The sequence below is a fragment of the Clostridium thermobutyricum DSM 4928 genome (assembly GCF_002050515.1).
GTDB classification, from domain to species: domain Bacteria; phylum Bacillota; class Clostridia; order Clostridiales; family Clostridiaceae; genus Clostridium; species Clostridium thermobutyricum.
Map to the genome: position 1 here is coordinate 88,892 of NZ_LTAY01000059.1, position 18,488 is coordinate 107,379.

Annotated in this window: 13 protein-coding genes and 1 tRNA gene; 9 read left to right on the forward strand and 5 right to left on the reverse strand. The window is 28.6% G+C overall.

The window, feature by feature from the left end:
- Nucleotides 1-53 precede the first annotated feature (53 nt).
- Entirely contained in the window at nt 54-1,085 is a 1,032-nt protein-coding gene (locus CLTHE_RS11250) for a TRM11 family SAM-dependent methyltransferase (RefSeq protein ID WP_080023520.1), read from the forward strand.
- 38 nt (nt 1,086-1,123) lie between these two features.
- On the opposite strand, the gene CLTHE_RS11255 is transcribed toward CLTHE_RS11250, so the two are convergent.
- A tRNA-Met gene (locus CLTHE_RS11255) sits at nt 1,124-1,199 on the reverse strand.
- A 216-nt stretch (nt 1,200-1,415) separates the two neighbouring features.
- On the opposite strand from CLTHE_RS11255, the gene CLTHE_RS11260 reads away from it, so the two are divergent.
- Nucleotides 1,416-4,829: a S8 family serine peptidase gene (locus CLTHE_RS11260; RefSeq protein ID WP_080023521.1), complete on the forward strand. Its 3,414-nt coding sequence runs from the start codon at nt 1,416-1,418 to the stop codon at nt 4,827-4,829.
- 60 nt (nt 4,830-4,889) lie between these two features.
- Nucleotides 4,890-6,146, forward strand: coding sequence for a peptidoglycan-binding protein (locus CLTHE_RS11265; RefSeq protein WP_080023522.1), 1,257 nt, complete (start codon nt 4,890-4,892; stop codon nt 6,144-6,146).
- A gap of 35 nt (nt 6,147-6,181) precedes the next feature.
- Here CLTHE_RS11265 and CLTHE_RS11270 read toward each other — a convergent pair whose 3' ends face one another.
- The gene (locus CLTHE_RS11270; protein WP_080023523.1) at nt 6,182-7,243 is read right to left on the reverse strand and encodes a YkvI family membrane protein; all 1,062 of its coding nucleotides are present in this window, start codon (nt 7,241-7,243) and stop codon (nt 6,182-6,184) included.
- Between the two features lie 131 nt (nt 7,244-7,374).
- Between CLTHE_RS11270 and CLTHE_RS11275 the strand changes: the two genes are divergently transcribed.
- The 3 genes from CLTHE_RS11275 to CLTHE_RS11285 all read left to right on the forward strand — a co-directional run bounded on the left by CLTHE_RS11275 (nt 7,375) and on the right by CLTHE_RS11285 (nt 10,305).
- The gene (locus CLTHE_RS11275; RefSeq protein WP_080023524.1) at nt 7,375-8,424 is read left to right on the forward strand and encodes a hypothetical protein; all 1,050 of its coding nucleotides are present in this window, start codon (nt 7,375-7,377) and stop codon (nt 8,422-8,424) included.
- Between the two features lie 77 nt (nt 8,425-8,501).
- Nucleotides 8,502-9,428 (forward strand): tRNA modification radical SAM protein MnmL/YtqA, encoded by a 927-nt coding sequence (gene mnmL, locus CLTHE_RS11280; protein WP_080023525.1) that lies wholly within the window; start codon nt 8,502-8,504, stop codon nt 9,426-9,428.
- 160 nt (nt 9,429-9,588) lie between these two features.
- A complete protein-coding gene (locus CLTHE_RS11285) occupies nt 9,589-10,305 on the forward strand; it encodes a 2-phosphosulfolactate phosphatase family protein (RefSeq protein ID WP_080023526.1) in 717 nt (238 codons plus the stop codon).
- A gap of 43 nt (nt 10,306-10,348) precedes the next feature.
- Here the strand turns inward: CLTHE_RS11285 and rbr are convergent, their stop codons facing one another.
- Both rbr and CLTHE_RS11295 read right to left on the reverse strand, forming a co-directional pair.
- Complete coding sequence (rbr, locus tag CLTHE_RS11290; protein ID WP_080023527.1) at nt 10,349-10,939, reverse strand: rubrerythrin; 591 nt, start codon at nt 10,937-10,939, stop codon at nt 10,349-10,351.
- A 100-nt stretch (nt 10,940-11,039) separates the two neighbouring features.
- Nucleotides 11,040-12,218: a class I SAM-dependent rRNA methyltransferase gene (locus CLTHE_RS11295; protein WP_080023528.1), complete on the reverse strand. Its 1,179-nt coding sequence runs from the start codon at nt 12,216-12,218 to the stop codon at nt 11,040-11,042.
- 164 nt (nt 12,219-12,382) lie between these two features.
- On the opposite strand from CLTHE_RS11295, the gene CLTHE_RS11300 reads away from it, so the two are divergent.
- Nucleotides 12,383-13,615, forward strand: a complete 1,233-nt coding sequence (locus CLTHE_RS11300; RefSeq protein ID WP_143324072.1) for an NAD(P)-dependent oxidoreductase — start codon at nt 12,383-12,385, stop codon at nt 13,613-13,615.
- Nucleotides 13,616-13,864: 249 nt separating this feature from the next.
- A complete protein-coding gene (locus tag CLTHE_RS11305) occupies nt 13,865-14,281 on the forward strand; it encodes a hypothetical protein (RefSeq protein WP_080023530.1) in 417 nt (138 codons plus the stop codon).
- A 55-nt stretch (nt 14,282-14,336) separates the two neighbouring features.
- Here CLTHE_RS11305 and CLTHE_RS11310 read toward each other — a convergent pair whose 3' ends face one another.
- On the reverse strand, nt 14,337-14,567 hold the full coding sequence (locus tag CLTHE_RS11310; RefSeq protein WP_080023531.1) for a (2Fe-2S)-binding protein: 231 nt from the start codon (nt 14,565-14,567) through the stop codon (nt 14,337-14,339).
- Between the two features lie 564 nt (nt 14,568-15,131).
- On the opposite strand from CLTHE_RS11310, the gene ileS reads away from it, so the two are divergent.
- On the forward strand, nt 15,132-18,245 hold the full coding sequence (ileS, locus tag CLTHE_RS11315) for an isoleucine--tRNA ligase (protein WP_080023532.1): 3,114 nt from the start codon (nt 15,132-15,134) through the stop codon (nt 18,243-18,245).
- The last annotated feature ends 243 nt before the right edge of the window (nt 18,246-18,488 follow it).

Sequence of the window (18,488 nt, forward strand, 5' to 3'; positions counted from 1 at the left end):
TTATGTAGTGTAAAATTTAATCTACATAAAAGTTAGAAAGGTATGATAAAAACATGAAGCAATATGCAATTTTAGCAAATCCGGGGCATAACCGTATATATTTTGATACTGCATTAACTATTGCATTTTCAGAATTAAAAGCGATAATATCTTCACATGGAGTAGAAATACAAGAAATATTTGAAGGAGATTTAGGTCTTCCAGCTTGTATTTGTTTTAAAACTGAGAAGGAGTTACAACAAGAAGATTTTAAAAGAATAAGTACAGCATCAATTTTCTATGCTCTTTTTGAAGTTGTTGAAGAAGGATTATTAAAGCCTATAGCTATAGAAGATTTTAGAAGTTTCCCAGAAAGTATGGTTCAAATATTAAAATATACTGGAAAAACAAATGAACAGTTTACTAGATTAATGGTTAACTTAGCATTAAGTGCTTGTAAAACAGGAAGCAAAAAAATAAGATTAATAGATCCTATGTGTGGAAAAGGAACAACATTATATGAAGGTCTTATTAGAGGATTTGATGTAACTGGAATAGAAATAAATTCACAATGGGCTCAAGAAATTCAAACATATCTTATTAGATATTTAAAAATGGGAAAATATAAACATAAATCTCAAAAAGAAAAAAGATCTGGAGCTAATGGAAAGAAAATTGCAGAATGTTTCATAGTTGATACTGCTAGTAAAAAAGAAGAGTTTATGAAAAATAATACTCAAAACTTCAATTTATTTGTTTCAGATACAAGAAATGCGAAGATTTTAATAAAGAAAAATTCATGTGATATTCTTGTTTCTGATTTACCATATGGAGTTCAGCATGGAAGTAAAAGTGCTACAGAACAAAGCATGGATAGAAGTCCCTTACAACTTTTAAAAGATTGTATACCATCATGGCATCACGTATTAAAAGTTAAAGGCTCATTATGTATATCATTTAATGAATTTACTTTAAAATATGCAGATGTAAAAGAAGTTTTAGAAAATAATGGATTTAAAGTTTTAGATGAAGAACCATTTAATAATTATATTCATAGAGTTGATCAATCAATAAATCGTAATTTAATAGTAGCAGTTAAAATTTAAATTTAAAATAAAAAAAGATTCTTTTTAGAATCTTTTTATGGTTGCGGGAGCAGGACTTGAACCTACGACCTTCGGGTTATGAGCCCGACGAGCTACCAACTGCTCCATCCCGCGATATTAAATTTGTTTTACCAACTATTGTAAGTATAATACTAATGGCATAATAAGTCAATAAATTTTAATAAAAATAAAAAAATAACTTAATATTTTATCAAAAGTACTATTGATTCATAGAATGAATTAATAGTACTTTTTTTGAGGTGAATTATTATAGCAATAGATATTTTTGAATCTAAATTAAGATTTTATAATGAATTAAAAAATAGGAATTTGAATGAAAAGCTTAACTTTTTAGGTAACAATGTAATGTCAGAAGATAAAAAAACTATAGAAGTTGTGAGTATAAGTGGGGAAAATGTGGATAAATTATCACAAATTGTGGATAACTTAGGTGGAACATATGAAAATCTAGGGTATGGATATGGAATAATAAATATATCTGTGGATAAGTTAGATAGTCTTATGCAAGTAAAAGAATTTCAATATATAGAATTACCTAAAGTTTTATATACTACTGATTTTTATAGTAATAGAGATATATGTGTAAATCAACTTCAAAGTACTTATTCGACTTATGGAGAAGGAGTTTTAGTTGGATTTATTGATACTGGAATTGATTATAATCATCCTGGATTTAAAAAAGAAGATGGAACAACTAGAATAGAATATATTTGGGATTTAGATCTTAAGAAAGTTTTTAATAAAGAGCAGATAAATGAAGCCCTAAAAGCTCCTGAGCCTTTAAGTGTAGTACCAACTTATGATTTGATAGGGCATGGAACTCATGTTGCTGGAATTGCATGTGCAGGAGGTAATATACCAAGGGATAGATATGGAGTTGCATCTAAATCATCTATTGCAATGGTTAAAGCTACAAGAGGACGATTTAGTATAAGTACACAGATTATGAGAGGAATTAAATTTTTAGTTGATAAATCTAGAGAATTAAATATGCCTCTTGCAATAAATATAAGTTTAAGTACTAATGATGGAGCTCATAATGGAAGTTCACTTTTAGAAAAATATATTCAAACAGTTTGTGATTTAGAAAGAGTAACTATAGTAATAGCAGCAGGAAATGAAGGAGCTGCATCACATCATGTTGGAGGAGAGTTAAGAGAAGAACAAAATATAGATATTAATGTTGAACTAGGAGAAAAATCTTTAAATTTATCATTGTTCTTAAGTGTTTTAAGTAGAATTAGTATACAAATTACAAATCCAGCAGCTAAAACTACTGGAGAATTTACATTAAGGCAAGGTTTTAATGAAGTTGGGTTAGATGGAGATAGAGTACTTTTTTATGTTTCAGGACCTAAACCTTTTGATTTAACAGGAGAAATATTAATAAGTCTAGTTGCAGGGGGAGAGGAATTAATTTCTGGGACATGGGTTTTAAAAATAAAAAGTTTAAATAAATATACAGGAAGATATGATATTTGGCTTCCTATTTCAGAAGGATTAAATCCTAATACAAAATTTTTACATCCAACTTTATTTAATACTTTAGGAATACCAGCTACAGTTAGTAATGTGATATCTGTTGGAAGTTATAATAATGTGACAAATAATATTTCTCCTTTTAGTGGAAGAGGTGCATTATCTTCTAATGGAAATATAAAACCAGAACTTATAGCACCAGGAGAAAATATAATGTCTTTGTCACCAGGTGGATTTGATACAAAAACAGGAACATCTATGGCAACACCTCATGTGACTGGAGTGGTAGCGCTTTTTATGGAATGGGGAATAGTAAAAGGAAATGATAAATTTTTATTTGGTGAAAGACTTAAAAATTATTTAGTAAGAGGAGCAAAAAGAGATAGACCAGATGAGATATATCCAAATCCAATATGGGGATATGGAACTGTGTGTGCATATAATTCTTTAGAAATTTTAAGAGAGGAATTAAATATACCTATGGTAGGAAATAGAATAGATAGAGCAAAAAGAATAGTAGAATATTATGGGGATATAGCATCAATAATAGCAAAAAATTTTCCAGAGGCTAATGTAATTATATTAGATGAGAGAACTGCTGTTATAGAAGCGCCCTATAATGTTCTAGTTGAAATATTAAAAAATGTAAATGAAATAGTTTATGTTGAATCATCACCAGTATACACTTTGAATTTATTATCTCCAGTAGAAGCATCTGGAGCTAATTTATTTCATAATAACCCATATCTTTCTTTGACAGGTAGAGGAGTATTAGTAGGAATAATTGATAGTGGAATTGATTATTTAAATAAAGAATTTATGAGAGAAGATGATACTACTAGAATTGTTTCTTTATGGGATCAAACTGTATCTGGAAATCCAGTAACTTGGCATGATTATGGAAGAGTATTTGAAGAAAATGAGATAAATGAAGCTATAAAATTAAGTCTTAGTGGAGGAGATCCTTATACTATAGTAAATTCAAAAGATGAAATTGGTCACGGAACTATGGTTGCAGGACTAGTAGGAGCAAGAGGAATAAATCCAGAATTAATAGGAGCAGCACCAGATTGTGAATTTATAATAGTTAAGTTAAAAGAAGCATCACCTGGTTATTTATCAGAAGCAGGAGTTACAATTGAAGGAAGAGGAAGATATGAAAATGGAGATATTGTATTAGGAATAAGGCATATAATTGAAGTAGCTAGGCAAAAGCTTATGCCATTAATATTATATATTCCACTTGGAACATCAATGGGTTCACATGATGGACATACAATTATAGAAAGATATATTGATGATCTCTCTAAAAGAAGAGGAGTTGTTGTTGTAACATGTACTGGAAATGAAGGAGATGCAGATATTCATACAGAAGGAACTTTAACTGGCAATGGAGATATGAAAACAATAGAGTTAGTTGCAGATAAAAATCAAACAAATTTAAATTTTGAAATTTGGTTTAGAAAACCAGATAAAGTATCATTATCAATAATATCTCCATCAGGAGAAGTAATAGAAAAAATACCAGCTAGGTTACATCAAATAGAAGAGATAAGATTTGTTTTTGAAAAGACTACAATGTATGTGCAATATTTAATACCTGAGGAGATAACAGGAGATGAAGCTATAAGAATTAAAATTAAAGATTTGAAAGAAGGAATTTGGCAGTTTAGATTAATAGGTGATTATATTATTGATGGAAGATATAATGCTTGGTTGCCTCAAAGACAGCTTATATCTCCAGGAACAAAATTTTTAAATTCAAGCCAATATATAACACTAAATATGCCATCCACAGCAAATAGTACTATTGTTGCTGCATATTATAATCAAAATAATACGGCTACTGTTGGTAAATCAGGAAGAGGATTTACTAGAGATGGTAGAATAAAGCCAGATATAGCTGCTGGAGGAGTTGATGCATTAACAATTACACCAGGAGGAGGAACTCAAATATCCAGTGGTTCATCAGTTGCAGGAGCAGTTTTAGCAGGATGTTGTGCTTTATTAATGCAATGGGGAATTGTAGATGATAATGATCCTACTATGTATTCTGTAAAGATGAAAGCTTACATTATAAGAGGAGCTAAAATGAGAGAAGGAGATATATATCCTAATAGAGAATGGGGATATGGAATGCTAGATCTTAAAGGTGTTTTTGATAGCATGAGAGCAAGTGCTACAAGAGGCAACTATCAAGAATATGACGTTAATGGATTATTTGTTAGAAAACTAAAGAATTAAAGAACAAATAATTTAAATTGGAATAGATTGATTATAAGAGAAATATTAAGGAGTTATATTATGGCTGAAAAAGGAAGATTAAGAATTCAGTGTTTTCAATATCGAAATTTTATACCAATAGATGGTTGCAAGGCTACTATAACAGCTGTAGATCAAACAGGTTTACAAAGGAAACGTTCTAAGAGAGTAACTGAAGTAATATTGCAAACAGATTCTTCTGGTTTAACTGAAACTATAGAATTAGATGCACCACCAAGAGCTAATTCGGAATCTCCATCTGGTGAAAATCCATATAGTTTATACAATATAAGAATTGAAAAAGAAGGTTTTAGAGATTTTGTTATTGATGGATGTCAGGTATTTGCTGATGAAACTGCATATCAACCAGCTCATTTAGAAGAAGAGGAAAAAATAAGTGTTAGGCCAGAAGTAATAACAGTACAACCGAATAGACTTAATGGAGATTTTCCAAATAAAATTCCAGAAGAAGAAACTAAACCACTACCACCACCTTCTAGTGGAGTTGTTCTTCCAAATCCAGTAGTTCCAGAGTTTATTACAGTACATGAAGGTGCGCCAGCTTCTTCAGGAAGAAATCATACAATTTTATACAGAGATTATATAAAAAATGTAGCTTCAAGTGAAATTTATTCAACTTGGCCAAGAAGCGCATTAGAGGCAAATATTTTTTGTATAATATCATTTACGTTAAATAGAATATATACAGAATGGTATAGGTCAAGAGGATATAATTTTGATATAACTAATTCAACTGCATTTGACCAAGCCTTTTCTTATGGAAGAAACACATATGATAATATTAATGTTATTGTTGATGAGATATTTTCAACTTATATAAAGAGAATAGGCAGAAAACAACCACTTTTTTCACAGTACTGTAATGGAACAACAGTTACATGCCCAAATTGGCTTAGTCAATGGGGAAGTAAATATTTAGGGGATCAAGGTAGAAATGCTGTAGATATTTTAAAATATTATTATGGAAGTAATATTGAACTTACTACTGCACCTGAAGTTAAAGGAAGTCCTCAATCATATCCAGGTTTTTCTTTAACAATAGGATCTAAAGGAAATCCAGTTAGAAGTACACAGGAATTTTTAAATAGGATTTCAATTAACTATCCTTTAATTCCTAAAGTAGCAGTAGATGGAATATATGGACCAAAATCAGCAGAGCAAGTTAAAGTATTCCAAAGTATTTTTGGACTGCCTCAAACTGGTGTAGTAGATTATAAAACTTGGTATAAGATTTCTGCCATTTATACTGGAGTTACTAAAATTGCAGAACTTAATTAATAAGGAATAAAGCAGTACTAAAGTACTGCTTTATTTTACTTTAAATTATTTTTATTTTTAATATAGTATTTCACACAACAAAAAACAAATATTAAGCTTAAAATTCCAAAGATAGGATATAATGTTGAAATTAATTTACCAAATCCTATAAGAGAAATAGGGAAAGCAATTAATAAAACTAAAATAACACTTTTCTTAAATGGAATTTTAAAAGTGTGTTCTAAAGTTCTGCTTATTGAATATACATCTGAAACTTCTGTAGAGAACATTTCCATAAGAATAACTATAAGTAATAATGCTTGTATTATAGTTCCAAATCTTTTAGAAACAAAAAGCAATGGAACTTCATATTCAAAAATATAAGGAACATTTACAGTAAGTAAAAAGTTAATCATTAAAGATAGTAATGTAAGGCCTACAGCGCCAACAATTACACCTTTTTTCATAATTTTTTTGTTTTTAACACTAGTACATAACGGAACTAGAACACCACAACAACAAAAAACATTATATCCTGCGTATAGAATAGTTGAAATTGCTAAATTGCCTTCTTTTTTAGGAAAACTTTCTAATATTTGAGTGAAGTCTATTGTATCCATACATAAGAATAAATATAAACCTGTGATTGTAACTATTGTAAAAATTAATGTTGGAACTATAAAAGAATTTATTTCTATTAATCCTTCAGTCCCACGATATAGAAAAAATATTGCAATAGCAATCATTAAAAATGTACCAACAATCTTAGGAATTCCTGAAAATTGATGAATTAAAGCTCCGCTTCCAGCAAGTATTATAGAAGCACTTGAGATAAGATAAAAAGTCATAGTTACACCAGTTATTTTACCAAAAAAATTTGGGCTTATAACATTTATAAAATCACTATAAGAGTTGAGATTTTTATGACTACTTATCTTAATTATAATTGAGGTTATTATAATGTAAAAAATCCCGCACAGAACTATAAATATAAAACTTAATGGACCAAAAGATGTGAAGAAATGAGTTATTTCTTGACCTGAAGCTAGTCCTGCACCTACTATAGTTCCAATAAAAACAGCGGCAATCTGAAAAATTTTAGAAAAATATTTTAGCATAAAAACTCCTTTAAAAAAATTAGTATTCTTAACAATATATAAGTAAATTTACTGAAATATTCTAACAATAGTGAATAAGAGGGGTATTATAAGGAAAACTAATTTTGATAGTTTAGATAGGAGGAAATCAAATGAGGAAAAATTTAATAATCATATTATTAATTTTTGTAGTAATTTTATTTGGATGTCAAAAAGAAAATAGAGATATAAAGATATTTAATTCTGATGTGGCAAGACAAAAAGCTTTAGAATATATGTTTAAGATGAAAATAGGAGATATAGAAGGTGCAAATGAAATATCAACAAAAGAACTTGCAACAAAAGAAGATTTAGGAAAAAACGAAATGAGTGTAGTATCATATACAGTAGATAGAATATCAGAGTTAAAAGATGGTGCATATGTGGAAATGAAAGTTGTAAAAACTCAAAGTGAAGGAGCAAAATGCACATTAGATAAGTGGGTATTAAAAGTTGAAAAAGAGTCAGAAAGTTATAAAATATCTGAAATTAAAAGTACTAATAAACAACAAGTAGCTTCTAATGGAAATTCATTAGATATTATAGATGCCGAGGCATCTTATAAAGAAAAAATAACTAATCTTAATGATTTACCAGATATATTATATCCTAAAGGACAGGAGCCTATGATTGATGTACAAGAGATACCGAAACAAAGTTATCAGACTGTTGGGATGAGTCTTGATTCAAATAAGATAGCTTTTAGTACAACAGATGGTAAAAATTGTTTTGTTGCTGTTGCTTTAATGGAACATGCAAGACCAGCTGCTGCTTCAGGAGGAGGTCAACAAATAGCTCCAAGAGATTTAGAAAAAATACTTGAAAAGCCATTAGCTCAAAAGATAGTGTATTGCGATATATTACCTAATACAAAAATAGCAAATTTTGTATTTACAGAAGAGTCTAATGCACTTATTGTTCAATATATAGAAGGTAATAATTCAAAAGGTTTAAAAATTTATACTATGCCTGGAGGAGATTTATTAGATTTAAAACTTGATAAGATATTTCCGTTAGATAAATATAGTGTAGAATATGTTGCATCAGTAAAATCAAATATTTTAATAAATGTTAAAAAGAAAGATGGAGTAAATGGCATTAGTCAAAATCTTTTAGGAGAATATATAATAGATGTAGAAAAAGAAGAAGTAGCTAAATTATAATTAAAAATTCATTTGTTGGTTAGTAATTAATAGTTGTGTTATAGTATAAGAAAATAATTTATAAATTGGAGGCAAAAATGGCTAAAGAATGGAATGGCAAGAGATATCATAATTTAAACCATTTTTTAAGAGAAAAATTTGGTGAAAAAGTGTTTAAAATTTCTTTAGATGGTGGTTTCACTTGCCCAAATAGAGATGGAAAAGTAGCAAAAGGAGGGTGTACTTTCTGTAGTGAAAGAGGATCAGGAGATTTTGCTGGAAATAGAGAAATATCTATAACAAAACAATTTATTGATGTTAAGGACATGATGAATAAAAAATGGAAACAAGGTAAATATATCGCTTATTTCCAAGCTTATACAAATACATATGCGCCAATAGAAGAACTTAAAAGAAAATATGAAGAGGCTATTAATCAAGAAGGTGTTGTGGCACTTGCAATAGCAACAAGACCAGATTGTTTAGGAGAAGATGTCCTAGACTTAATAGAAGAAATGAATAAAAAACTTTATGTATGGATAGAAATAGGACTTCAAACAGTTTCAGATAAAACAGGAAGAAAGATAAATAGAGGATATGATACTTCTGTATATATTGATGCAATTGAAAGACTAAAAAAGAGAAAAATTGATTTTGTAACTCATTGTATATTTGGTCTTCCAGGAGAAACTCAAGAAGATATGCTTAAAACAGTAGAATTTGTAGCTCATACAGGTTCTACAGGGGTTAAATTTCATTTACTTCACCTTATGGAGGGAACACCACTTGTAAGTCTTTATGAAAAAGGTGGATTAAAACTTATGGAACAAGATGAGTATATTGATACTCTTTGTAAGGCTATAACTATGATTCCTGAAGAAATGGTTGTTCATAGATTAACTGGAGATGCTCCAAGAGATCTTTTAATAGGACCTATGTGGAGCCTTAAAAAATGGGAAGTTTTAAATGCAATAGATAAAGCGTTTGTAGATAATGATATATATCAAGGAAAAAACTTTAAGTAAATTAAAAAAGCAACTTAACTTTAAATTATAAAGTTAAGTTGCTTTTTTATAATTGAATTATTTTAGTATATAATTTAGTTATATTAAGTTTATAAGATTTATATAGGAAGTTATAAATTTTAATGAATATATTGATTTGAAAAATAAGGAGTAATATGCAATGAAGATAGATGTGATAATAACACCAGAATATATAGATAGAGAATATATAAAGGGAAAAAATATTGTTGTAATAGATATGTTAAGAGCTACAACAGTAATGGTAACAGCTATAGGAAATGGGTGTAAAGAAGTAATACCATTCTTAACTGTAGAAGAAGTGTTAGAAAAAGCAAAAGAGATAGGTAGAGAAAATTGTATTTTAGGTGGAGAGCGTAATGCTGAAAAAATAGAGGGATTTGATTTAAGTAATTCACCCCTTGAATATACTAAAGAAGTAGTTGAAGGAAAAACTATTTTAATTACAACAAGTAATGGAACAAAAGCTTTAACAAAATCTTTAGGAGCAAAAAGAATATTTGTTGGATGTGTATTAAATGGGAAATCTGTTGCAGAAAAATTAGCTAAAATAAATGAAGATATAATAATATTAAACTCTGGTACTAATGGTGAATTTACTATGGATGATTTCATATGCACAGGATATATAATAGATGAGATAAGTAAGATAACAAATAAAATAGAACTTACTGATATAAGTAAGACTGCGCAATACATTTATGAGCAAAATAAAGATTTAGAAAGTTTTATTTCTAAAGCAAAGCATTATGGAAGAATGAAAGAATTAGATTTAATGCCTGATGTTGAATATGCAATGAAAAAAGGGTTTACAAATTTAGTGCCAGAATATAAAGATAATCATATAATTGTAGAATAAAAAAATAAATGGATGTAATATCAAAATTACATCCATTTATTTTTTAATAAGTTTCTTTAAATACTTCAAAGAATTTTTGTGGGTGTTTACAAGAAGGACAAGCTTTAGGAGCTTCAGGACCTTCATATATAAATCCACAGATACCACATTTCCAAAGAGTTTCTTTATCATCTTTTTTAAATACAGTACCATTTTTTATATTATCGGCAAGTTTTCTAAACCTATTTTCATGAGCAACTTCGGCTTTGGCAATCATTCTAAAGCAAGTAGCTATTTCAGGAAAGCCTTCTTCATCTGCTATATCTGCAAAAACTGGATAAAGATTTGAGTTTTCATTATGTTCTCCATCAGCAGCAAAACGTAAGTTTATTTCTGTAGTTTCTGGTATTTCTACAGGATAGTCAGCTTCTACTTTTAGTTGTGCTCCTTGAAAATCTTTTTCAAGAAACTTGTAAAATCTTTTTGCGTGTGCAGCTTCATTATCAGCAGTTTCTAAAAAAATTTCTTCAATTTGAGGATAATTTTCTTTATTAGCCTTACTAGCAAAATAAGTATATCTATTTCTAGCTTGAGCTTCACCAGCAAATGCTTTCATTAAATTTTCAGCAGTTCTAGTATTTTTTAATGATTTCATAATATACCTCCTAAATAAGTTATCATGAAATAGTATTTACTAAAACTATATAAATTATTTAAATCTAACTTTGGAATTTAATACCTCTATAAATTTTATATTAAACTACTTGGAAAACGAAGAATTTTAAGTAATAAGATTCATCAGAATTCCATAAAATTGGGTGGTCACAAGATTGAGTTCTAAATTCAATTTGTCTAAGACTTCTATGTGCATCATGTGCAGCTTCAGCTATAGTTTTTCTTAAAAGATCTTCAGCCATATAATGAGAACATGAACATGTTACAAAATATCCACCCTCTTTAACCATTTTTATTCCTCTAAGATTTATTTCTTTATAACCTCTCTTAGCTCCATTTATTGTTCCTCTTGATTTTGTAAAAGCAGGAGGATCAAGTATAACAACATCAAATTTTCTGCCTTCTCTTGACCAATCAGCAAGTACATCAAAAGCATTATGGCATTCAAACTTAACAGTATCTTGAAGATTATTTAGTTCAGCATTTCTAGTTGCACAATCAACTGCATGTTGTGATACATCTATTCCAAGAACAGATTTTGCTCCTGCAATACCAGCATTAAGTGCAAATGAACCAGTATGAGTAAAGCAATCTAAAACTTCTTTATCTTTACAAATTCTGTGGATTGCAGCTCTGTTTTCTTTTTGGTCTAAGAAGAATCCTGTTTTTTGACCATTTTCTAAATCAACTATATATTTAACACCATTTTCTATTATTTGAACATTTGTATCAAATTCTTCTGTTAAAAATCCTTTAGTTTGCTCTAAACCTTCTATTTCACGAGTTTTAATATCACTTCTTTCATAAACTCCTTTAGCTCCAAAGTCTTCTACAAGAACTTGAACAATTATATCTCTAAATTGATCCATTCCTAAAGTTGATATTTGAATAACATAATAGTCTTCAAATTTATCAACTGTTAATCCAGGTAAAAAGTCAGCTTCTCCAAATATTAATCTGCAAGAAGAAGTATCTATAACAGTTTTTCTATATTCCCATGCTGCCTTAAATTTTCTTCTAAAGAATTCTTTATCTATTTCTTCATTTATATCTCTAGTCATAATTCTTATTGCTATTTTACTAGCATCATTTATGTACCCTTTACCTATAAAGTAATGTTTATGATTATAAACTTCAACTATATCTCCGTTTTTATATTCTCCTTCGTATTCTTTAATTTCATCTGTATAAATCCAAGGTCTTCCTTGTTCTGCTTTAGCTTTTTTACTTAATTTTTCAAGATAGAATTTACTAGCCATCAAATTAGCTCCCTTCAAAATAATTCTTTTACGATTATAACATAAAGTTATAAATTAAAAATCCATAGACAAGGTAAAAAATTAAAATTTAAGACTAGAATAAGATTTGACATAAGATATATAATGTATTTACAAAGAGAATAAATAACATGGAGGATAAAAGGATGAAAAGTTTATTTTTGACAGAAGAGGCTAATAGATGTTTATTATGCAAAAAGCCAAGATGTAAAGAAGCATGTCCTATAAATACATCAATTCCTGAAGTAATAAGCTTATATAGAGAAGATAAGTTTGAGGAAGCAGGAAAAATGCTATTTGAAAATAACCCATTATCAGCAGTATGTGCAATAGTTTGCCCTCATGAGGAACAATGTGCTGGAAGTTGTATAAGAGGTATAAAAGGAGAACCAATACATTTCTATGAAATAGAAGAAGAAGTGTCAGGAAAATATTTAGAAACTTTAAATTTAAAAAAAGGACAAGGTAATAGAGATAGAATTGCTATAGTAGGTGGAGGCCCAGCTGGAATAACAATAGCATTTATTCTTGCACAAAAAGGATTTAAAGTTACTATATTTGAAGCTCATGAAAAAATAGGTGGGGTTTTAAGATATGGTATACCGGAATATAGATTACCAAATTCAATGATTGATAGTATTTCAAATAAATTAGTTCAATTAGGAGTACAAATAAGACCTAACATAATGATAGGACCAGTTATAACGCTTGATAGACTTATAGAAGATGCATATAAAGCTGTTTTTATTGGAACTGGAGTGTGGAATGCTAAGAAATTAAATATAAAAGGTGAAACATTAGGAAATGTTCATTATGCGATAGATTATTTAAAAGCACCAGAAGTTTATAATTTAGGAAAAACAGTTTGTGTTATAGGAGCAGGAAATGTTGCTATGGATGCAGCTAGAGTTGCTAAGAGAAGTGGAGCAGAGCATGTTTATGTTGTTTATAGAAAAGGCTTTGAACAAATGACAGCAACTAATAAAGAAATTGAAGAAGCAAAAGAAGATGGTGTAGAATTTGATTTATTTAAAGCACCTATAGAAATCCTTGAAGATGGAATAAAAGTTGTAAAAACAGAAAATATCGAAGTAGATGGAAAGATACAAACTAAAATGTTAGATGAAGAATCTTTCATAAAATGTGATACTACCATAATAGCTATAAGCCAAGAGCCAAGAAATACAATAGCTTCAAGAGATAAAGAGTTAGAGACAAATAAATGGGGTCTTGTAGTAACTGATGAAGAAGGAAGAACAACTAAAAAAGGTGTTTTTGCTTCAGGAGATGTTGTTACAGGAGCTAAGACTGTAGTACATGCAGTAAATCATGCAAAAACTGTTGCTAATGCAATAGAAAAATATTGTGAAGAAAATTAATAAGTTAAAAAAGAGATATATATTTTCAAATATATGTACTTTAATTCGTAGATAAAAAGGTTTTTCTCAATTTTGAGGAAAAACCTTTTTTAATTATATTTTTTTATTTATTATAAAAATTATACTCAAATTATTTTAAATTGGTATATAATAACAATAAATATATAATAGAAAAATTAATTTGAAGAATATGTTGCGTTATTATAAAAACAGCTAACTTAGTTTAAAAATTACTTTATGGGGGATAAAATGAAATGTATTTGGTGTGGTAAAAGGCTAGATAATGATGAGATAGAAAAAAACATTTATTATAGAGAGCTTGATATGGATGAAAGTTTTCATTTTTGTTGTGAAAATTGTAAAAAGGATTTCATTAGATATTTAAATGATGTAGAAAAAAATAAGAATAAGTTTTTGGTAGGATTATTTGGATTAGTTTTTATTTATGTTGTATTAAATATCGTTGTATCAATATTAAAATTTGAAATTTTATCTAAAGGTATATTAATAGCTTTTGGATGTTTATTTGGAATATTACTTATAAGATTTCCATATGGAATTCCAGAAACTAATAAATGGATTGGAATAAAAAATACTATAAAAGTGATTAGAGTAATGGCTATTTTTATAATTTCAGCAAGTATTATATTTGGATTAATCATGTAATTGAGTAGTTTTAAAAATAATAAAAAGCCCGAACTTAAAAAGTTCGGGTTTATTTTTATTTAAAATCACCATTTTCCTTGTATTCATCAATTAAAGCATGTATTTTATATACACATCTAGCACCACCACAGCATCCTGTTGCAGCACCAGTGGCTTTTTTTACTTCATCTAATGATAAAGCACCGTTTCTTATTGCTTCTTTAACTTTGGCTCTAGAAACTACTTTACATACGCATGTTTTAGTTAATTTATCTAAGACTTCTTTTTGTATATTATTATTTTCCAAGACACAAATCCTCCTTAATGTAAAATATTTATATCTAATGTTTAAAAATCTATTTGATACTTTAATTAAATCATTTTAAAAAATAAAAATCAATACTAATTAATAATTTCTATTAGTTAAAATAATAAAGTGTTGTAATTGAAGTAAATTTATAAAAATATTAAATTAAATAATATTATAGTCAATTGACTTTTATATATGCGTAATATATAATATTTTTTAAAAAGACAATGATTAGGAAAAGTAGTTGTTTACTGTATTTTAAGAGAGTGCTTGTCTGGTGTAAAAGTATAATACATTTCAATGAAAATCACCTAGGAGTTGGTGGCTGAAAGGAAAATTCTTATTAAGCTTACACGTAATCTCGCGTTAAGAGATAGGATATGATAGTATCTGAATTTAAATCAATATATGTTTTCAGGAAAAAACTGAATTTAAGTGTATTGATATTTCACCATGGGTGGTTTAGCGAGTATATTTTCTCGTCCTGTTTAGTAGGGCGGGTTTTTTTATTTTATAGAAAAATTTTAAAATATAAATTTTAATTATGGAAGGAGTTTTGACATGTATAAAAAAGTAGAACTTACAAATGGTTTTGTAGGTATGGAAAAAGAAATCATGGAGAACGTTTGGAAAGCAAGAAACGTTATTCAAAAAAGCTTTGACATGAATCAAGATGGAGAATATTTTACATTTTATGATGGACCTCCAACAGCAAATGGAAAACCTCACGTAGGACATATTCTTACAAGAGTTATGAAGGATATTATCCCAAGATATAAAGTTATGAAGGGATATAAAGTTATAAGAAAAGCAGGTTGGGATACTCATGGTCTTCCAGTTGAACTTGAAATTGAAAAAAAACTTGGAATTTCAGGAAAAGAACAAATTGAAGAGTATGGTGTTGAAAAATTCGTACATGAATGTAAAGATAGTGTTTTCACATATGTTAACATGTGGGAAAAAATGACCAATCAAATTGGTTATTGGGTTGATATGGATAATCCTTATGTAACTTATCATAATCCATACATAGAATCAGTATGGTGGGCTTTAAAACAAATGTGGGATAAAGATTTATTATACAAAGGTCATAAAGTTATGCCTTATTGCCCAAGATGTGGAACTGCTCTTTCATCACACGAAGTATCACAAGGATATAAAGATGTAAAAGATTTAACTGCAATTGCTAAATTCAAAGTTGTAGGAGAAGAAAATAAATATTTCTTAGCTTGGACAACAACTCCTTGGACATTACCTTCAAACGTAGCTTTATGTGTAAATCAAGCTTATACTTATTGTGAAGCTAAGCTTGAAGATGAAACTTATATTTTAGCTAAAGACTTAGTTGAAAAAGTATTAGGAGAAGAAGCTGAAATAATTAAAGAATTTAAAGGTTCAGAAATCTTAGGAATGAAATATGAGCAATTATTACAATTTCATAAGCCAGAAGGAAAAGCTTTTGAAGTTATTCATGGTGATTATGTAACATTATCAGATGGTACTGGTATAGTTCATATAGCTCCAGCTTATGGGGAAGATGATAGCTTTGTTGCTAAGAAAAATGGAATGGCATTTATAAACTTAGTTGATACAGAAGGAAACTTTACAGAAGAAGTTACTCCTTGGGCTGGTAAGTTTGTTAAAAAATGTGATCAACAAATTTGTGATTATTTAAAAGAACATAATAAGTTATTTAAAGCAGAAAAACACACTCACTCATATCCACATTGTTGGAGATGTAATACACCACTTCTTTATTATCCAAAAGATAGCTGGTTTGTTGCAATGACAACTTTAAGAGATAAATTATTAGCTAACAATGATAAAATAAATTGGTTACCAGATAACATTAAATCAGGAAGATTCGGAAAATTCCTTGAAAATGTTATTGATTGGGGTATCTCAAGAGATAGATATTGGGGAACTCCACTTCCAATTTGGGAATGTGAATGCGGACATAGAGAATGTATTGGAAGCATTGAAGAGTTAAAACAAAAAGGAATAAATGTACCAGAAGATATTGAACTTCATAAGCCATTTATAGATAAAGTACATTTACATTGTGAAAAATGTGGAAAGGAAATGAAGAGAACTCATGAAGTTATTGACTGTTGGTTCGATTCAGGATCAATGCCATTTGCACAACTTCACTATCCATTTGAAAATAAAGAATTATTTGATAAAAACTATCCAGCACAATTTATTTCAGAAGCTGTTGACCAAACTAGAGGATGGTTCTATACTTTACTTGCGATTTCAACTGCAATATTTGATAGAAATCCATTTGAAAATTGTATAGTTTTAGGTCATGTTCTTGATAAAAAAGGCTTAAAAATGAGTAAATCAAAAGGTAATGTTGTAGATCCATTTGAAGTATTAGATAGCCAAGGAGCTGATGCTACAAGATGGCATTTCTATACTGCAAGTGCACCATGGTTACCAACTAGATTCTCAATAGATGATGTTGCAGAAGCAGGAAGAAAGTTCTTAGGAACTTTATGGAATGTATATTCATTCTATGTTTTATATGCAGATTTAGATAAATTCAATCCTAATAAATATGCAGATTTCGTATCAGAAAATGTAATGGATAAATGGATATTATCAAAATTAAATACATTAATTAAAACTGTGGAAGAAGGTCTTGATAATTACTCAATTACAAATTCAGCATTAGCTATCGAAGAGTTTACTGATGAATTATCAAATTGGTATGTAAGAAGAAATAGATCAAGATTCTGGTCAGCTGAATTAACAGATGATAAGATAGGAGCTTATGTAACTTTAAATAAAGTTCTTGTAACTTTATCTAAGATCGCAGCACCATTTGTTCCTTTCATAACAGAAGAAATTTATCAAAACTTAGTAGTTAATATGGATGAAAATGCTATAGAAAGTATTCACTTATGTCCATGGCCACAAGCTAATGAAGAAGAAATAGATAAAGATTTAGAAAAGCAAATGGATTTAGCTTACACTATTGTTAAACTTGGAAGAAGTGCTAGAAATGGAGCTAATGTTAAGAATAGACAGCCACTTTCAAAAATCTTAGTATCAACATCTTCATTACCTGAATATTATGGAGATATTATAGCTAATGAGTTAAATATTAAAGAAATTGAATTTGGATCAGACTTATCTAAATATGTTAACTTTGAAATTAAACCAAATTTACCTGTGCTTGGAAGAGCTTATGGTAAGTTAATACCAGGAATAAGAAAAGAAATCGCAGCTAGAAATCAAATGGATTTAGCTCAAAAAATTCAAAGAGGCGAAGTTGAAATTATAAATGTTGATGGAACTGAAATTGAATTAAATGCTCAAAGTTTACTTGTTACAATGCAAGGCCTTGAAGGATTTGCATTTGCTGGTGAAGGAGATACAGGAGTAGTTCTTGATACTCATATAACTGATGAGTTAAAAGAAGAAGGTCATGTAAGAGAAATGATTTCAAAAATCCAAAATATGAGAAAAGAAAAAGGATTTGAAGTTGCTGATAACATAGAATTATTTGTTGCTGACAATGATATGTTAATCGAAGTTATTAAGAAATTCCAAGATACAATTAAGAAAGAAACTTTAACTAAAGAAATATTCTACAATACTGATTCAGATTATACTGAAGTAACAATTAACGGTGAAAAGTTAAACATGAATGTTAAAGTAGTAAAATAAATTTAATTTAGAGGTCTTAAAATTTAAGACCTCTAAATTTTTGGATAAAACACTTTGATTTACAAAAATTTCAATATATAATATAAATTAAGAGATGATTTGATAGAAAATAAGAAAGAATATTAAAATAAATGTATTGTTGTGTGTAAAAAATGTAAAAAGTGTAAACAATGAAAGTAAAAACTTGCATTAAATTTTAAAGGTGAGTATAATAAATAAATTAATAAGGTCGTAGGAGGTAAA